The following is a 16,600-nucleotide window of genomic DNA, read 5'->3' on the forward strand; positions in this document are numbered from 1 at the left end:
CTATGAAAAAACTACTCTCATACTTACTTCACTTTTTGATAGTAGCCTGCAATAAGCAGAAAGATGGGGTCAATCCAGATGGTTCAATTGCTTTTAGCCAAATCAAACAACGGGCTTTTCGTAATGCAGAGACATCACTGGGACAATATTTTCGTGACCCAAATATTGATAAAGATGTGTTTGTATTTGGTTTAAAAAACAGTGAGGGCTATCTCAAAACCATTGATTATGTAATGGTAGTGGATAGCAAAACCCAAGATTGGATATTGTACGGACTCAATGATGATTATTTACCTAAATGGATGAGGCTTTCTAAGAATTACACGTTGGTATTTTCAGATTATAACCTTGCCAATAAGACTTTTACCATTACTACTTATCAAACCGATACGCAAACTCAAATAAGCGTACTGAAAAATCAAAAGTTAAGTGATAATGCCCTCAAATGGGCTGAGGCGGCCTGTAGTAATCTCAAACAAGACCTTCGCAATGCACGAGTTGCCAAAGAATGTGATGACACAAAATATGCTGCTGCCGCTGCTGCTTACTTTGCCTTCAATGCCGCAGGTTGTGCTTTGGGAATTGCGGAATTTGGTACTGGTGCAGGAATACCTGCTGCTATTTTGAGTGCTTACAATACTTACCAAAATTGTATGAGTGCCTTGCAGGTATTGGCCAACATTGCTCAATCAAAACCCGCTGTCGAATGCCCGAGTGCGTCTGATTTAGCCAATGGTGGTGCGGGCTGTTTAGAAGGAGAATTGAACGCTTTTGCTGGGCAACCGTACAATTTTATCCAAAGTTGCGCGTCAGGATTTTTGGCCAGTGCAGCTGCCCAAGCCAACTGTGATTGCGACAAGCAACAACCTAAGCCCCCCGCCCGTAGTACAGGCGACCCGCACATTCGCACCTTAGACGAACTTGACTATGATTTTCAAGCACATGGTGAGTTTATCATCCTTAAATCTACCACCAATGACTTAGAGATTCAGGCACGCCAAGAAGATTACAACAACACGGGTATCGCTACGGTCAATACCGCAGTGGCTGTCAAGATGGGTACTGATTTTGTGCAGATAAATGCCAGTCCATCAAGGCTTTATATCAATCGTTCAATTGTCAGTACACCTTTTGCCGAACGTGCTTTGAGCAATGGAACTGTGCTACGTAAATATGGCGAAGCTTATACGCTTTCCAATACACAAGGTGATATAGTGACGATTCGATCGTTAGGCGACTACTACTTACTCGACTACCTCGTAGTACTCTCTGCTACACGTGCAGGAAAAGTTAGTGGCATTTTGGGTAACTTTGATGGCGATCCCGACAATGATTTAGCCCTTAGCGCAGGCACACTTATAGAAGCCGATGTAGCCAACATTCATGGGGCATTTGCCGAAAGTTGGCGTGTCAAAGCAGCACAGTCGCTGTTTGTATATGACACAGGCAAAAATACCGATTCATATACGGATCGCAATTTTCCGAGAGCCAAGCCCAGCATTGATGAATCGCGCTTAGAATGGGCAAGAAATGTCTGCCAACAGGCAGGAGTAAGTGATAAAGACTACCTTCAAGATTGTGTCTTTGATGTGGCCATCACAGGCGACGAGAACCTTGCTGAGTCGTCGCTGTGGATGCAACAAGCCGATGGTATTGCTCCTGCTGTACCATTAGCAAACAACAGCGACTTAAAGTTGTTCCAGAATGTACGCCTTGAAGTTGCTCCTTCCCAAACCAATTTGGAGCAACTAAACCTAATTGATTTTGACGAAGGTAAAGTCTATAAACTGCGAGAAGGAGCTGCCAATGCCACCAAAATAGATGCCATAGCTACTGAGTACTGCTCCCATACATTGGCTACTCCCTTTACATTCAAAACCTGTGGTATCTCTTGTGGGACTAATCCAACTTGGGAAATCATCCAAAAAGATTGGGCGAAGTTTCAAAAAGGGCAGATTGTTTATCTCAAAGCAGAGTACAACGAGGGCCATGACGTACCCATTAGTTTTTGGAATTTTATCAGAACCAAGAAAGACCTTGCCACTCATCTAAAAAAATCATTCAATAGAGAGGAGTCCGCCAGTACTGTAATGGTACGGGAGAGCAATTTGCAGTGTAAACCCACCCTATTACAGAATACGTTTCTGTTCGGTTTCGTTACTGAGCAGGGTAAGAGTGGAGTATTTCGTATCACCAAAAGTGGCCAAGATACCTCAGGTATGCAGTGGTATTTTATTGACATCATCGTAGAAAAATGATAATAAAATAAAAATATTGAAGAACCTTCTTGCCCTGTTATTTATGTATTTATATCAGAAAAACTAACACTTAAAACTTATGAAAATGCTTAGATTATTCAGTTTTATTTTTTTCGTAATGACGAATATAGCCTGTAACGATGAGGAAACACCACAAGGACTCATGAATGGCAGTATCGAATGTGACGTGGATGGACAGCCCTGGAAAGCCACCAACACCGTAACCGCTTTGAAGGATTTTGAGAAACTCACTATCATTGGTAGAGATGGGAAAGAAGGAGGTATTGCATTGTATATCCCTAATTCTGGACTGAAATCTGGTACAACCATTGAGCTTGCTGCTACGGGCAAAGGGATCATTGTTGCAGCCAATAAATTCACTAAAACCGATGGAAAGGAGTTCTATGTAACGGCAGGTACTATTACTATCAACAATGCCACCACCAACAAGGCCGAAGGTACATTTAATTTTCAAGGTGGTGATAATGGGGCTGTTATTAACATTGACAAGGGTAAATTTTCAGTAGATTTCTAAATCTTTACATTTATGAAAAAGATCATTCTCTCTGCTGTTTTTGCTTTTTTTAACACCTTACTGCTCGCCCAAACGCCCCTCTTTATTCCACCGTTGCCCGAAATGAGTTACGCCCAAGTGGTGGATAAGTCGAAGTTCAATGGCGACAGATGGAGTTATATGGCAGCGGGCCAAGATACTAAACCCGCTATCATTTGTCTGCACGGCTACGGCGGTAGCTCCGCAGACTGGCGGTATCAACTCCACGGGCTGTCAGATACTTACCGCGTCATAGCTTGGAACGCTCCGGGCTACATGCTCTCCGATGAGCTTAAAACCGATTATCCCACTTGCAAAGATTACGCCGATGCTTTGGCCGATTTTCTAAACGCCCTCAAATTGGACAAAGTCTATCTCTTAGGCAACTCCTTTGGTAGCCGGGTATCGCAATGTTTTGCTTATCACTACCCCGAGAGGGTTATCAAAATGGCTTTTGCGGGGCCTTCGGCGGGCAAAAAGAACATCAGCTATGAAGAACGAGAACGCTATGTAAATATGCGCTATGACCAAATAAAGGATGGACCTTTTGCTTTTGCCAGCAAGCGAGTAGAGGCATTGTTGGCGCTCAATTCATCGTCCGAACTCATCGAACTCGCTCGAAAAGGCATGAGAGGTGTAAGCCCTCGGATGTTTATGAGAGGCACCAATTTTATGATGGCAGAAGATCACTATCCCGAAAAAATAGCCACCAAGGCTACCATGCCCGTTTTGGTGATGGCTGGTACCGAAGATAGGGTGTCGCCCATCAATCTCAATGCTCAACCCATTGCCAAGACATTTCGGAACGCCCAACTCGAAATCTTGAATGGTATTGGCCACTTGCCGCATTTGGAGGCTTACCAGAAAGTCAATGAGATGGTGCGGGCGTTTTTGGGAGAAGGTTCTATTGCTGATTCGCGTTTAAAACGCGAACCTACTGAGCCTCGTGTTTCAAATGCAAACCAGCAAACAAGTTTAAAGTCATTGAGTAGTTACGAAAATCAAGTGCTACGCCACATCGACAGCCTGATTCAGTACCAAGAACAGCTCATTTTAAAGCAGGATACGACGGCAATGCGTGCATTTTACCCAGACGATATGATCATAACTAACCCTTTTGGGCAGATGATTGGCAAAGAAAAAATGATTGAACGGGTCAAATCGGGTATTATTCAGTACAGCAGGTTTGAAAAAAACATTGAGCATTTTGCCATGGAAGGCGATAAGGTAGCAATTGTTGTAGGAAAAGAGCGGGTGACGCCAACGCCCGACGCCAACCGCGCCGACGCTGGAAAACCGCACGAACGTAGATTTACTGAAGTGTGGGTACTACGAGATGGACGTTGGCAAAGATTGATTCGGCACGCAAGTACTGCTTCACAATAGCTGCTCAACAGGCAGTTGACCACTGCATTGTTTTAATTTTTCTTTTAAAGAAGATTATCGAAAATTTATTTTTATTTTCGATAATCTTCTTTTTTGTATGTATAATTGCGTATTATTTCAAAAAAATACTGTTAAAAGATAATTTGATGCGCATCTTTATACTGCTTTTGTTTCTTTTAGAAACAGGTTTTTGGGGTCTTGTATGGGCACAGCCGAAAGAAAAGCCTCGCATTATTGTTAGCACCGATATTGGTGGAACCGACCCCGACGACAATCAGTCGATGATACACTTGATGATGTATTCTGATTTGTTCCAAATCGAAGGGCTAATTTCATCGCCGTTTGGGAAAGGTAGAAAGAAAGATTTGTTGGATATGATTGACCTGTACGAAAAGGATTTTCCCCAATTGATCGCTCACAATAAAAACTTAGCAACGCCAGACCAACTTCGCAAAGTTTGTAAGCAAGGAACCGTTCCAGAAGCACCTTACAAGGGCTTTTCGAATTCAACTGAAGGGTCGGAATGGATTGTGAAATGTGCAAAAAAGAAAAGCAAACAACCGCTTTGGGTGCTGGTATGGGGTGGTTTAGAAGACCTTGCACAAGCGCTGCACGATGCTCCCGAAATTGAACAGAAAATAAAGGTGTATTGGATTGGAGGTCCTAATAAAAAATGGAGTGTAAATGCGTATTCCTACATCGTACAACACCATCCCAATCTGTGGATGATTGAGGCCAATGCTACTTATCGGGGTTGGTTTATGGAAGATGAAAATGCGCCTAAAAATATGAGTGGAGGTGCTTATTATGAGAACTTTGTGAAAAATCACGGGGCAATGGGGGCTGATTTTGTGAATCATTACAAAGGCCATGTTAAAATGGGGGACACGCCTTCATTGGCCTACTTAATGTTTGGAAACCCACTAAACCCTGAGGGCGAAAGTTGGGGAGGGCAATTTGTTCCCATTCGCCGAAGTTCAAGAGCTATTTTTGAACGAAATACCACCACTGCCGATACCATTCCAGCCTACGGAATAATCGAATGGCGTTTCAAAGGGCCTGTGTTACCTATTTCCAAAGACTCAACTTGTTTTACGTTGGAGGCGCAGAATCAACAATGGCCTGGGTATTATCTAGGAAATGGCGTATATGCAGTACGTTATTCTTCTAAAAAACCTGAAGTTGGAAATTACGTGCTACACAGTGCAATTAAGGAGTTAGACGGGCAAAAGGGAGTGTATGTCAGTACAGTGCCTTGGCCTGGAAAACCCAATAAAAATGATTATCCACTTGGTAAAAATTGGTACAGTGATTTGCCAAACCCTGCTTTGTTTTTGGGAGAACAGCAAGGGGCACGAACCATCTCCAAATACCGTGAAGCGTATCTTTCGGACTGGGCAAAACGCTGGGCGTGGATAAAGTAAGTGGAAAAAATGAGCGAAATAATTCTTTAAGTAAAAGAAAGAAAAAGTAATAAAAACAAAAAAATCGATGAGAAAAAACGTTTTGCTCTTGTGTGCTATTTTTATTTGGGGGGCGAATATCGGTTTTACCCAAAGTCCCAAACCGCGTACCATCGTCACAACCGACGGAGAATTGGATGATGTAGATTCCTTTATACGAATGTTACTTTATTCCAATGAATATAAGGTGGAAGGCTTGATTGTCAGCAGTTCACAATGGCATTATAAAGGCGATGGCAAAGGGACGAAGTTTACGTCCGAAATGGAAATGACCAAAAAGATGTACGGCGAACGTACCGAACTCCGTTGGCCAGGTGAGCAGTGGATTTACGATTTGGTGGACGCCTACGGAAAAGTATATCCGAACCTTATCAAACATTCAAAGGATTTTCCAACGCATAAATATCTTAGAGACAGAATCCGCATCGGAAACATTGATTTTGAAGGAGAAATGGCCAAAGACACGCCTGGTTCTGACTTTATCAAAGCTAAACTATTGGATGATGACATGACACCGCTTTACTTACAAGTATGGGGAGGGACAAATACCATTGCTCGGGCATTGAAAAGCATTGAAGATACCTATAAATCAACGCCTCAATGGGATAAAATTTATAGTAAAGTTTGCCAAAAAGCCATTCTTTACGCGATTCTTGACCAAGATGCTACTTACAAAAAATACATCGAACCCAATTGGAAAGATCTCAAAGTGTATTACAATGCAAGCCAATTTTGGAGTTTTGCCTACTTTTGGAAAAGAGCTGTGCCTGAGCAGCTTCACCCATATTTAGAGGGTAAGTTTATGGGAAATATCATCAATAACCACGGCCCGCTCCTCAAAATGTACTACAGCTACGGCGATGGAAATCCTCCCAAAGGTGAAATTGAAGACATTTACAGCAGTATGGAAAAGGCCAAAAAGAACCAATGGGGGAGTTTTGGGCAATATGACTTTATTTCAGAAGGCGATTCTCCAGCCTTTTTACACTTGATAGACGTGGGTTTGAATAACCTCGAAAACCCACAAGATGGCGGTTGGGGCGGCCGTTTGGTTCAGTCAGAGAAAACACCGAGCCGTTGGGAAGATGGCAAAGCAGCAGCAGATTTTAATCCTTATACCCAAAAAATGGATGATGCTTTTGCCCAAACTCGCTGGATTCCCGCCATTCAAAACGATTTTGCTGCTCGTGCCGATTGGTGTATTAAAGACTTTAAACATGCCAATCATGCTCCAAAGGTAATGGTTAATGGTAATCGGCGGGCGGCGTTCCGCTTATTGGTTATTGGTGGTCAGAAAATTACTTTAAAAGCCAAAACCTCTGACCCTGACGGCAATAAAGTTTCGTTGAAGTTTTGGCAATACAAAGAAGTGGGGACTTGTAAAGAAGAAGCCTCAATTACTCAAAATGGTAATAGTGCTGATATCACAGTTCCAGCATCTGCAAAAAGCGGCGACACCATTCACATCATCGTTGAGGCCGAAGACAATGGCTCGCCAGCATTAACAAGGTATCAGCGAGTGATTTTGAAAGTCAAATAAATGAGTGAAGACCTTCCAAGACTGGGCACCTATTTTCAAAACTTGGAAGGTCTAAAATATTAAACAGCAGGCAACACAGTATTTCTCACCTCTCCAAAATCAACTCGAACCCCTTCTTTTTCGGCATAGCCTCGAATGATGATGGTGTCAAAATCTTCTAAAAAACGTCGTTCTGTACCGTCAGGTAACAGAATCGGTTTTTTGCCTCCCCAGGTTAGTTCTAACAAAGACCCAAAACTGTCGGGTTCTTTTCCTGAAATAGTGCCCGATGCAAGTAAATCTCCGACGTTTAAATTACACCCATTCACGGTATGGTGGGCAATTTGCTGGGCGACTGTCCAGTACAAATGTTTAAAATTAGAATGGCATAGTTTGATTTCAGTGCCCGAAGCCGTTTGCAAAATTACTTCCAACTCTACGTCGAAAAAGTGCCTGTTTTTTTCTTGAAGGTAGGGCAAGACTGGAGGAGTTTGTTCTTCGCTAGCCACTTGGAAAGGAGCTAAAGCTTCAATGGGTACGACCCAAGGCGATACGGATGAAAAGAAGTTTTTGGCCAAAAAAGGCCCAAGGGGTACGTACTCCCATTTTTGAATGTCGCGGGCAGACCAATCATTAAATAGTTGAAAACCAAATATATACTCTTCGGCTTTGTTCACGTCAATGGCCTGTCCAATCGGATTGGTTTTGCCAATGACCGTGGCCATTTCAAGTTCAATGTCGAGGCGTTTGGTGGGTGAGAAAAAAGGAGGCTGACTTTCGTCGGGACAAAGTTGCCCTTTGGGACGATGAAAATTTGTGCCCGACACAAAAATCGAACTGGCACGCCCGTGATAGGCTACTGGAAGATGCTTCCAATTGGGCAATAGTGCTTTGTCGGGGTCGCGAAACATCATCCCAACGTTGGTGGCGTGCTGCTCAGAGGAGTAAAAATCGGTATAATCCCCAATTTTAACGGGTAAATGAAGCAGCACATCAGCCACTTCATGAAAGACGGATGCTGGGAGCTGAGTAGGCTGTTTTAAAAGTTCCTTTAGGTGCGCCCGAACGGCATTGGTTTTCGCTTTACCCAGTGAAATGAAATCATTGAGGTAGTCGTTTGTAAAAACCCTTTTGGGGATTTTAAGGGCATCGAAGTACCCCAAATGGGCTAATTCTGCCAAGTCAACTACTTGATTTTCAATAATAGTTGCTACTTTTTTACGGCGATTTTTAACCGAAAAAATGCCAAAAGGGATGGTATCGAGGGAAAAGTTCATTTTAGGTGTTATTTAAACACATAGATACATAGGATTTACACATAGTTTCACATAGCGTTCACTAATGATTTCTATTGTGAAAACTTCTATGTTTACTATGTGGTAAAAAAAGGTTAAACACATAGATACATAGGATTTACACATAGTTTCACATAGCGTTTTCTATGTGGTAAAAAATGGTTAAACACATAGATACTGACTCTTGTGTATCTAAAAGTAAGAAATTCAGTCTTTATAGAAAGAACAAGTATATAGAGATATGAGTCAAATAATCACAAAAAAGATAATCAATGACCTGACTTACCAAATCATTGGAGCTGCGATTGAAGTTCATAAAGTCCTAGGTCCTGGCCTGTTAGAAAGCAATTACGAAAAGGCATTAATTCATGAGCTTTCACTTCGTGGATTACGCACAAAAAGTCAACAAACGATTCAGGTACCATATAAGGAAATTTTGCTTGATTGTGAACTTCGATACGACATCCTCGTCGAAGACCTGGTGTTAGTGGAAAATAAGGCCGTCTTGGACATGCACCCTATTTTTGAAGCAACCTTATTGACCTATATGAAACACCTGAAAATTCCCAAAGGTATCCTAATCAACTTTCATGTTTTGAACATTTTTAGCAGTGGACAGAAAACGTTTGTGAATGAGTATTTTCGAGAATTACCTGAATTATAGTAAAGGCCATCTAAACACATAGTTACATAGAAATTGCACATAGCGTTCACTAATGATTTCTATTGTGAAAACTTCTATGTTTTCTATGTGGTTAAAAAGTCACTCAATCCAACTTTGATAGTACTTCCCATCATCCAATTTCAACGCCTCTTCCGTAAGCGCAAGGGGACGGAACGTATCAATCATGACTGCTAGTTCTTCCGTAGAAGTTTTGCCAATGCTGCGTTCGTAAGCGCCTGGCGCTGGCCCGTGCGGGATTCCTCCAGGGTGGAGCGTAATGTGTCCTTTTTCAATGTTATTCCGACTCATAAAATCGCCATCAACGTAATACAGCATTTCGTCTGAATCAATATTTGAATGATTGTAAGGAGCAGGAATGGCCTGCGGGTGATAGTCGTACAGACGTGGGCAGAACGAACAAACCACAAATGCCTTTGTCTCAAATGTTTGGTGCACTGGCGGCGGTTGATGAATCCGACCAGTTATAGGTTCAAAATTATGAATCGAAAACCCATAAGGGAAATTATATCCATCCCAACCGACCACGTCAAACGGATGCGTAGGGTAGAGGAGTTCGTACAAAATACCCTGTTTTTTTATTTTTAGGACAAAATCGCCCTTTTCGTCGTGCGTTTCGAGCTCTTGGGGGAGCTTGTAATCCCGCTCACAAAAGGGCGAATGTTCAAGCAATTGACCAAACCAATTTCTATACCTTTTCGGCGTGTAAATGGGGTGAAACGACTCGGCAAACAAAATCCGATTGTCAGTGCCATCGAAGTCAATTTGGTAAATCATGCCTCTCGGAATGACTAAATAGTCGCCATATTCAAATGGAATGTTACCCAGTTGCGTCCGTAAAATCCCCGTCCCTTGGTGAATGAAAAGTAGCTCGTCGGCATCAGCATTTTTGTAAAAATAGGAGCGGAGCGATTGACGCGGTGCCGCTAAGCCAATGTGAACATCAGCATTTGCCAATAACACCTTGCGGCTTTCTAAAAAATCGTCCTCAGCGGGAAGTTGAAACCCTTTCAACAGACGAGGCTTGATACTTTTTGAAATAGCAATTTTGGGATTTACATCGGTTTCGGACAAAACCTCACGAATCATAGTGGGACGATGCACGTGGTACATCAGCGCCGACATCCCATCAAATCCGATGGTGCCAAACAATTGTTCGTAATACAACCCACCGTCGGGCTTACGAAACTGCGTATGCCGTTTGGGTAGAATTTTTCCGAGTTTGTGGTAAATAGGCATGTTATGATGAAGTTGGAATACAGTTCTTAACAATCATTGCCAGCATTTCTTGGGCTGCCGAAACCGACGCTGGCTCAATTCCTTCAAGGGCTTTTTGACGAATTTGGGGTACTAATTCCGTCAATTTTTCGATGGTTTCAAGCCCTTTTTCAGTAATGGTGAGTTGAAACATCCGCCGATTGGTGGGATGAATGTCACGCTCTAAAAAACCATTTTGAACCAATAATTCAATAATCCGAGTCACCGAAGCTTTGTCTTTGAAGACTTTCTCGGCAATGTCATTTTGGGTACAGTCAGGATTTTCGGCGACTGTATTTAAAATCAACCATTGGTCAAGCGTAATGTCAAACCCGTTGATTTTGAACTGGTTTTGAAAAAACTGACGATAGATTTTGACGGTTTTTTCTAAATTGTAGAAAAAGGAGGTCGTTAATTTTTTCATTGATTTTAAATTGTTGTGACAAATATATTTAAAATCAATAGTTGATGTATCAATTATTGGTAAAAATATTTCAAAAACCCTTAAAAACAAGAATTAATGGCGAAGGAGAAAGAAGGACTGTTCAACAGGCTGTGCTGATTTGATTTTGCCAGCAATACCGTATTGCCACGCCACAACAGTAACTTTTACGGGGTATTTTGTCTTGGGAGGTATTTTTGTGAATACCAGTTGATTACCAGATATAAAAGCAGGGCCTTCCTTAACGTAAAAGTCCACGGGCAAATTGGTGGAACTTGTGGCGTGTAGTGGAATGAATTTTGGGGTTTTGGATAGGTTGGGTATAGCTTCAAAATCAATTTGTTGATTAGCTCCCTCGGTATTTTTTATTGGAAATTTGAGTTCAATCTGCTGAATCACCGATTTGAAATGATCGTCACCTTCATTGTGCGCTAAGAGCCAAATCGCGTTGCTTCGTTTAGGGTTCAAAAACCCCATTCGGTAAAAACTTAGCCTAAAAGTTGTATCATTTATTTTCTGGACTGGCCCACAAATACGGTCAATTGTCAACAAAGATGTCGCGTGTTGTGAAGTAGGTTTTATTTTGGAAGTATCTGTAAAAAAAGGTTTTAAGTAAAAGGTGGTGCCATCGTTTGCGGGTTTAAATGTAAGGCTGAATTGCCCATGAGATTTAGACGGTTTTAGGGTGTCGGCGTTTTGGATAAACCCTAAGTATTGATTTTTCTTTCCCCGTGGATGTGCATAATAGGCTTCGGTGGCTCGCGCCATTTCTCCATCAAAACACCACGACGCCACGCTTTTATCGCCACTGAATTGAGAATACGGGGCAGGGGGAGCAGTTGGATGGGAGTTGGGGCGCCAACGGTCGATAAGCCATCCTTGCTGTGGGTCAATGAAACGAAGACCGTTTTTGGAAAGGCGATAGTTGGCCGCTTTTTTGATAAAAAATGCGATATAATTAACCATTCGTTGGTTATAGTCAAAGTGGCCGTGACCTGCGTCTGCAAAAAAGGTAATGGGGGTTTTAGGGTGTTTTTTTACGTAATTAAAACCAGGTTCAATACGGTCTTCCCACCATTCTACTTCGCTCATAATAAACAAACCTGGGACTCCTTCCACCGTCCGATTACCCCAATCAGGATTGGGCTTGCCACTTCCTGTAAGATGGGTGAGGGGAGAATCGCCTTTTATGGATATAATTGCCAAGGTTCGTGCGGAATTCCAAGCCCCGAAATTCCAAGGGAAAGAAGCGTGGGCAGAATGTCCTATCGGCACAACGGGAGCGGTTGCTATCTCCTGATAACCAGACACGTCGGCCAATTGCTTCACCATGTTTTCAAAGCCTTCGCCTGCCCCTCTATTGAAGTCGAAAACCATGTCTAAACCTGGCGTTACCCAAATCGTAGCAAACCCAATTTCGCTCATTGACTGGCGGAATTTAGCGTTTTCTAGGATTCCTTCCTCTGTCATATTGTGCATTCCCCACACTACGCCCTTTACTTTTTTGCAATTTTCAGGAATCCAGAGAAAAGCCGTGGGGTTATCGTTTATCTCAGGATGTTTGTACCCATCCACTTTCACCGACCATTGCCAAACTTGGGCGTAAAGGGTCGTTTTTAAAAAAAGTGTGATAAGATATAGGGAGATGATTCGCAGATACATATTTACTTTAGCAGAGAAATCGGTTATATTTGTTAAAAAAAGCGCTACTATGACGGTTCAAACCCTTTATGATGATGTGGCTAATTTTATTGCCAACATGAATCCTACTAAAATCCTTGAACTAAAAGCACCCCTTGAAGCTCAAGAGCGTGTACAGGCCTTGATTAAAAAGGAAAAAGAGTCAGCATTGACAGCTACAGAAAAAGATGAACTTGACCATTTTCTTGTTTTGGAACGATTGATAAGGCTTGCTAAAGCACACGCACGCCAGCGCTTGAGTGGTGTATGAGCCAGAAAATACCTCGTGCTATCCGAAATAAAATTATTGAACGAGCTGAGCATCGTTGTGAGTACTGCCGTATTCCTGATACGGATTCATATTATGGATTCCAAGTTGACCATATCATCAGCCGTAAACATGGAGGTGAAGATGAACTTGGGAATTTTGCATATGCTTGTCCTGACTGCAATCGTTACAAAGGCTCGGATTTGGGAACATATCTTGGAAAAAATTTTGACTTTGTAAGATTTTTTCACCCTCGAATTGACGATTGGTCTTATCATTTTGAATTACAAACATCGGGATTAATCATTGGCAAAACTGATATTGGCAATGCCACTCTCAAAATTTTTGCTATCAACCACCCAGATAGAATCATAGAACGTAAAGTGCTGTGCCAATTGGGATTAATGGATGTTTTTACTTGAAAATCTACTTTTCCAAACCAATTGTTATCTTTCCGTCTTTCCATGCGGGCGCCCTTTTTTTGTCGTTGACAATCATTGCGCTTGGTTCCTCGGTAGCTCGTAATAAAATACGCATCAACGGTTGGCCATCCACTTCAACTTTCAATTGTTTCTTAGAATAATCAGCATTCATAAACACCTTGGAAAGCGAATGCAAAAAGGTTTTTTCGTCTTTGCGCAAATAACTTCCATTGCTGACAAAAAACGAGGTCAGGTTATCAGGATTTGAGCGGTCGGCTTTTTCGGGGAAAGTCACGGCGGTTAAATAGGCGTCGGTTTCCCAGCCATTGATAATCGCATTGGCGTTGCGGTGCATGAGGCGGCCATCGGCGAGCAAATTGAGATAAACTTCCGTTATCGTTCCGTTTTGGGTAATCCGTACTCCCTGCCAGTTGTCGCCGCTTATTTTTTCGATTACGGGCAAATTGGTACGTCCTACGGCTCCATTAGCGCCCGATGAACCAACAAAAGTTTCAACGGCTTTATTGGTGTTATCTAACAATAGAATAGCGTTCCAAAACTTTGTTTGTCGTGAGTTTTCAGCGGGTGAAATGGCATAGTAAGGGATTTTCGTTTTGACGTCACGGTCTTTGATTCCCCATCGTTCTTCCAACTTCATTTTTTCGGGAAAATCGTGCGGATACCCTAATGGCAATGTTTCAGGATAGAGTGGCCGAAACAGAATAGATGCTTCTCCTTGGCTAATTTCGAGGTCGGGGCCTTTCTTTTTAGCTTCATTTTGGTAGTGTAACAAAAACTCAAACTTGCCCGCTTCGTACGTTTTTACGTCATCTACTACCAAAATCACTTTGTCAAGCCACAAAAAATGACGGTAATTCCGCAAAAAATAGCGGGAAGTCGGCCCTGTTGCATCAGCCATGAGGTATTTGAGTGAGCCACCATTAATCAAATGATGCAGACTACCTGACGTTTTTACGGCATGATATTGGTCTTGTGGGTCTTGTGCTTTGCCATTGAACAACATAACGTTGTGAGCTTCACTCCGTACAAAATATGAACTGTACTCAGGTAAACCGTAGCTGACATCACCGCCGTCGATGAGTAAATACTGGCCGTTGTGGTACAACACAAACGAACCTGCATCGGCGTGCGCATGATTCCAAGTATAACCCGATTTTACCCCCAACATCGTCGCATCTTTCTCCCAAGACGAGCGCAACATTCCCCAGCCCATATCTTTGTAAATAGCCGCCGTGGGAAGAGGGTTAGGAAGTGTCGAGTTTTGAATGCTGAGTGTCGAATTTGTATTCCTTTTTCCTAATTCATCATTCTTAATTCCTAATTCTATTGGATGGTAAAGCAGCCCCAACGGAGTAGCAAGATTCATGTCTTCTCGCCCTTCACTGTTGCCGATTTGTTGTAAATACCAATAATAATGAGGATTCCCCATTCCCAGTGCCAACATCAATTTGGCGGGGCGTTCTCCGTTGGCATGATCGTTTGAGTCGCCAAAATTGAGCGACATCATTCGGTGCTTTGACGTGGGATAAGAAGCATGAATGAACCAATCGACTGTCTTTTTGAGGGTTTCATCATAAGGCATTGATGCCTTTCCAAAAAGGTTAGTCCAGGCCAAGCGAAACGTAAGGTATTCTGAAACCGCAAAGTTGGCATAACTCACACTTTCGTAAAAGCCTCCGTTGGCATCGAAATTGGAGGGTTTATTCTCCAAAACACTTCCCTGAAACGCAAACCATTCTTTGGACGCTCGCATTATTTCCTCAGCCCAGGTTTTGGCTTGGGGCTCTTCGTTCAGTACAGCCATGGAAGCTATCCCTGCTTGAAATACCACCGCCGACCACCAATTGTGCCCCATCGAGTTGAGGGTATGAATGCGACTATCTTCTGATACCCAATCTTTTATGGCAGGTTCAATTCCCAGTTTGATAATTTTATTAGTGATTTCTTTTCGTTCGACAGGAGTGAGGTAATTGTAAATGCCGTCGAAAGCAATAGCGGTTTGAAAACAGCCACGGGCAGTTCCAAGGCCTGAGTTCCACCGTGGAGTGCGGTCGTCCATCCCGTCCCACTGAGGACGATTTACCCAGTCGAGCAACAAAAGTTTGGCTCGTTCGGCGTATTTGGTGTCGCCTGTCATGCAATAAACCAAAGTCAGGTTTTCCAAATTTCCCCCTTTCCCTTCGAGAGACTTGTCGGTGCGTTGCAGCATATTTTGCCAAGCTTTAGCCAATAAAGTATCGGTTTGGAGGCGTTCTTTGGTAATCTTGACGCGCTCAGGGGTATAAAAAAGATAAGGGTGCGCCTTTTTTGATTGGCCAAAAGTTGTAAAACAGAATAAGTTGAAAAGCCAGAAAATGATATGTTTTTTCATGTAAACGGAGTGGTTATTTCTTGATTTTATTGCGGGACATTGCCAGCTTCAAGGAATCTAAAAGTGTTGGAAGTGATTTTTGGGTAAAAGCTCGTTGCTAACAGCCCCCATTAAAGCAGCGTATTCGTTGAGTGCCGACTGACGCAGCGCTACTTGGTTCATTAGGCGCGTCTTGATTGCTGGGAAGAATAACTCAGAGGACTGCGCAATATTTCCCCCAAAAACAACTACGTCGGGTTGATAAAGAGCCACAAATTCTTCCATTATCCTACTCAGATTTTGGGCAAATTCATCAAATGTTTGTCGAGCGGCGGGATTGGTCTCGTAGGTATCCACCAATTCTTTCACGCCTGTAATGGGATGCTTTGTTAGCTGAAAGTAACGTTTTATAAACCAACGAGTTGAGATGTAGTCTTCGGCTACGCCTTCGTGTAGTGGGTGGTTGATACCAAGCGCTAAATCGTAAGCCTTTCCGTTTTCAAATAATGACGTACCTAAGCCCGTCCCGAGGGTGATTCCTAATCCTTTCGCAAAACCTTTCCCCGCGCCAAATACCATTTCGCCTGCTAAAAATGCTTCTGCATCATTACTGAAACAGATTTGAGCAGGCGAAATGGTGAGGCGTGCTGCCAATTCCCGACGAATGTCAAGACCATAGAGGTGGTCGTATTTGTTGACGTTTTTCATCCAACAAATACCGTTTTCGTAGTCAAACGGTCCTGGCATGGCAATCCCAATTTGACATTCCGAAAGGTAGTCGGATTGAATAGTTTGCCGAACTGTCGTTGTCCATGTCGTTAATATTTCGTCAGCGGAAGCATACGAATCAACGGGCATACGTCGTAGTGATGACTCATTGATTGTTCCTGAGACAAGATTAACAACCGCCGCTGTAATGTGCGAACCTCCAATATCTACACCTATGTATATTTTCATAGAATCCAGCCCCCTAACCCCCGATGGGGGAATACTATTTGTTTTAA

The 16,600-nt window shown here is 42.7% G+C and carries 14 protein-coding genes; 8 read left to right on the plus strand and 6 right to left on the minus strand.

Features of this window, described 5'->3' with window-relative positions; translation table 11 throughout:
- Window positions 1-2 precede the first annotated feature (2 nt).
- The 5 genes from DTQ70_RS08455 to DTQ70_RS08475 all read left to right on the plus strand — a co-directional run bounded on the left by DTQ70_RS08455 (window position 3) and on the right by DTQ70_RS08475 (window position 7,200).
- A complete protein-coding gene (locus DTQ70_RS08455; RefSeq protein ID WP_122930409.1) occupies window positions 3-2,258 on the plus strand; it encodes a VWD domain-containing protein in 2,256 nt (751 codons plus the stop codon).
- 85 nt (window positions 2,259-2,343) lie between these two features.
- On the plus strand, window positions 2,344-2,793 hold the full coding sequence (locus DTQ70_RS08460; protein WP_164489929.1) for a DUF6252 family protein: 450 nt from the start codon (window positions 2,344-2,346) through the stop codon (window positions 2,791-2,793).
- Between the two features lie 12 nt (window positions 2,794-2,805).
- Window positions 2,806-4,197 (plus strand): alpha/beta fold hydrolase, encoded by a 1,392-nt coding sequence (locus DTQ70_RS08465; protein ID WP_122930411.1) that lies wholly within the window; start codon window positions 2,806-2,808, stop codon window positions 4,195-4,197.
- A gap of 146 nt (window positions 4,198-4,343) precedes the next feature.
- The gene (locus tag DTQ70_RS08470) at window positions 4,344-5,621 is read left to right on the plus strand and encodes a nucleoside hydrolase-like domain-containing protein (protein WP_122930412.1); all 1,278 of its coding nucleotides are present in this window, start codon (window positions 4,344-4,346) and stop codon (window positions 5,619-5,621) included.
- Between the two features lie 67 nt (window positions 5,622-5,688).
- Window positions 5,689-7,200, plus strand: a complete 1,512-nt coding sequence (locus DTQ70_RS08475) for a DUF1593 domain-containing protein (RefSeq protein WP_122930413.1) — start codon at window positions 5,689-5,691, stop codon at window positions 7,198-7,200.
- 59 nt (window positions 7,201-7,259) lie between these two features.
- Here DTQ70_RS08475 and fahA read toward each other — a convergent pair whose 3' ends face one another.
- The gene (gene fahA / locus DTQ70_RS08480) at window positions 7,260-8,456 is read right to left on the minus strand and encodes a fumarylacetoacetase (protein WP_122930414.1); all 1,197 of its coding nucleotides are present in this window, start codon (window positions 8,454-8,456) and stop codon (window positions 7,260-7,262) included.
- Window positions 8,457-8,715: 259 nt separating this feature from the next.
- Here fahA and DTQ70_RS08485 point away from each other — a divergent pair, with 259 nt between their 5' ends.
- Entirely contained in the window at window positions 8,716-9,138 is a 423-nt protein-coding gene (locus tag DTQ70_RS08485) for a GxxExxY protein (RefSeq protein WP_122930415.1), read from the plus strand.
- Window positions 9,139-9,237: 99 nt separating this feature from the next.
- Here the strand turns inward: DTQ70_RS08485 and DTQ70_RS08490 are convergent, their stop codons facing one another.
- From DTQ70_RS08490 to DTQ70_RS08500, 3 genes are all read right to left on the minus strand, one after another.
- A complete protein-coding gene (locus DTQ70_RS08490; protein ID WP_122930416.1) occupies window positions 9,238-10,395 on the minus strand; it encodes a homogentisate 1,2-dioxygenase in 1,158 nt (385 codons plus the stop codon).
- Between the two features lies 1 nt (window position 10,396).
- Window positions 10,397-10,837 (minus strand): MarR family winged helix-turn-helix transcriptional regulator, encoded by a 441-nt coding sequence (locus DTQ70_RS08495; RefSeq protein ID WP_122930417.1) that lies wholly within the window; start codon window positions 10,835-10,837, stop codon window positions 10,397-10,399.
- A 93-nt stretch (window positions 10,838-10,930) separates the two neighbouring features.
- Window positions 10,931-12,517, minus strand: coding sequence for a hypothetical protein (locus DTQ70_RS08500; protein WP_122930418.1), 1,587 nt, complete (start codon window positions 12,515-12,517; stop codon window positions 10,931-10,933).
- A gap of 49 nt (window positions 12,518-12,566) precedes the next feature.
- Here DTQ70_RS08500 and DTQ70_RS08505 point away from each other — a divergent pair, with 49 nt between their 5' ends.
- Complete coding sequence (locus DTQ70_RS08505) at window positions 12,567-12,806, plus strand: hypothetical protein (protein ID WP_164489930.1); 240 nt, start codon at window positions 12,567-12,569, stop codon at window positions 12,804-12,806.
- Window positions 12,803-13,225, plus strand: a complete 423-nt coding sequence (locus DTQ70_RS08510) for an HNH endonuclease (RefSeq protein ID WP_122930420.1) — start codon at window positions 12,803-12,805, stop codon at window positions 13,223-13,225. Before DTQ70_RS08505 ends, DTQ70_RS08510 begins: the two co-directional genes overlap by 4 nt.
- A 4-nt stretch (window positions 13,226-13,229) precedes the next feature.
- Here DTQ70_RS08510 and DTQ70_RS08515 read toward each other — a convergent pair whose 3' ends face one another.
- Together DTQ70_RS08515 and DTQ70_RS08520 are read right to left on the minus strand one after the other, a co-directional pair.
- The gene (locus tag DTQ70_RS08515; RefSeq protein ID WP_122930421.1) at window positions 13,230-15,617 is read right to left on the minus strand and encodes a heparinase II/III family protein; all 2,388 of its coding nucleotides are present in this window, start codon (window positions 15,615-15,617) and stop codon (window positions 13,230-13,232) included.
- A gap of 57 nt (window positions 15,618-15,674) precedes the next feature.
- Window positions 15,675-16,553, minus strand: a complete 879-nt coding sequence (locus DTQ70_RS08520) for an ROK family protein (protein ID WP_122930422.1) — start codon at window positions 16,551-16,553, stop codon at window positions 15,675-15,677.
- Window positions 16,554-16,600: the final 47 nt, after the last annotated feature.

Origin of the sequence: Runella sp. SP2, from assembly GCF_003711225.1 — a bacterium.
Classification (GTDB): Bacteria; Bacteroidota; Bacteroidia; order Cytophagales; family Spirosomataceae; genus Runella.

Coding starts and splice junctions, on each gene's coding strand:
- DTQ70_RS08470 (WP_122930412.1), top strand. CDS start 4,344: ATGCGCATCTTTATACTGCTTTTGTTTCTTTTAGAAACAGGTTTTTGG.
- fahA (WP_122930414.1), bottom strand. CDS start 8,456: ATGAACTTTTCCCTCGATACCATCCCTTTTGGCATTTTTTCGGTTAAA.
- DTQ70_RS08495 (WP_122930417.1), bottom strand. CDS start 10,837: ATGAAAAAATTAACGACCTCCTTTTTCTACAATTTAGAAAAAACCGTC.
- DTQ70_RS08485 (WP_122930415.1), top strand. CDS start 8,716: ATGAGTCAAATAATCACAAAAAAGATAATCAATGACCTGACTTACCAA.
- DTQ70_RS08455 (WP_122930409.1), top strand. CDS start 3: ATGAAAAAACTACTCTCATACTTACTTCACTTTTTGATAGTAGCCTGC.
- DTQ70_RS08460 (WP_164489929.1), top strand. CDS start 2,344: ATGCTTAGATTATTCAGTTTTATTTTTTTCGTAATGACGAATATAGCC.
- DTQ70_RS08475 (WP_122930413.1), top strand. CDS start 5,689: ATGAGAAAAAACGTTTTGCTCTTGTGTGCTATTTTTATTTGGGGGGCG.
- DTQ70_RS08490 (WP_122930416.1), bottom strand. CDS start 10,395: ATGCCTATTTACCACAAACTCGGAAAAATTCTACCCAAACGGCATACG.
- DTQ70_RS08515 (WP_122930421.1), bottom strand. CDS start 15,617: ATGAAAAAACATATCATTTTCTGGCTTTTCAACTTATTCTGTTTTACA.
- DTQ70_RS08465 (WP_122930411.1), top strand. CDS start 2,806: ATGAAAAAGATCATTCTCTCTGCTGTTTTTGCTTTTTTTAACACCTTA.
- DTQ70_RS08500 (WP_122930418.1), bottom strand. CDS start 12,517: ATGTATCTGCGAATCATCTCCCTATATCTTATCACACTTTTTTTAAAA.
- DTQ70_RS08505 (WP_164489930.1), top strand. CDS start 12,567: ATGACGGTTCAAACCCTTTATGATGATGTGGCTAATTTTATTGCCAAC.
- DTQ70_RS08510 (WP_122930420.1), top strand. CDS start 12,803: ATGAGCCAGAAAATACCTCGTGCTATCCGAAATAAAATTATTGAACGA.
- DTQ70_RS08520 (WP_122930422.1), bottom strand. CDS start 16,553: ATGAAAATATACATAGGTGTAGATATTGGAGGTTCGCACATTACAGCG.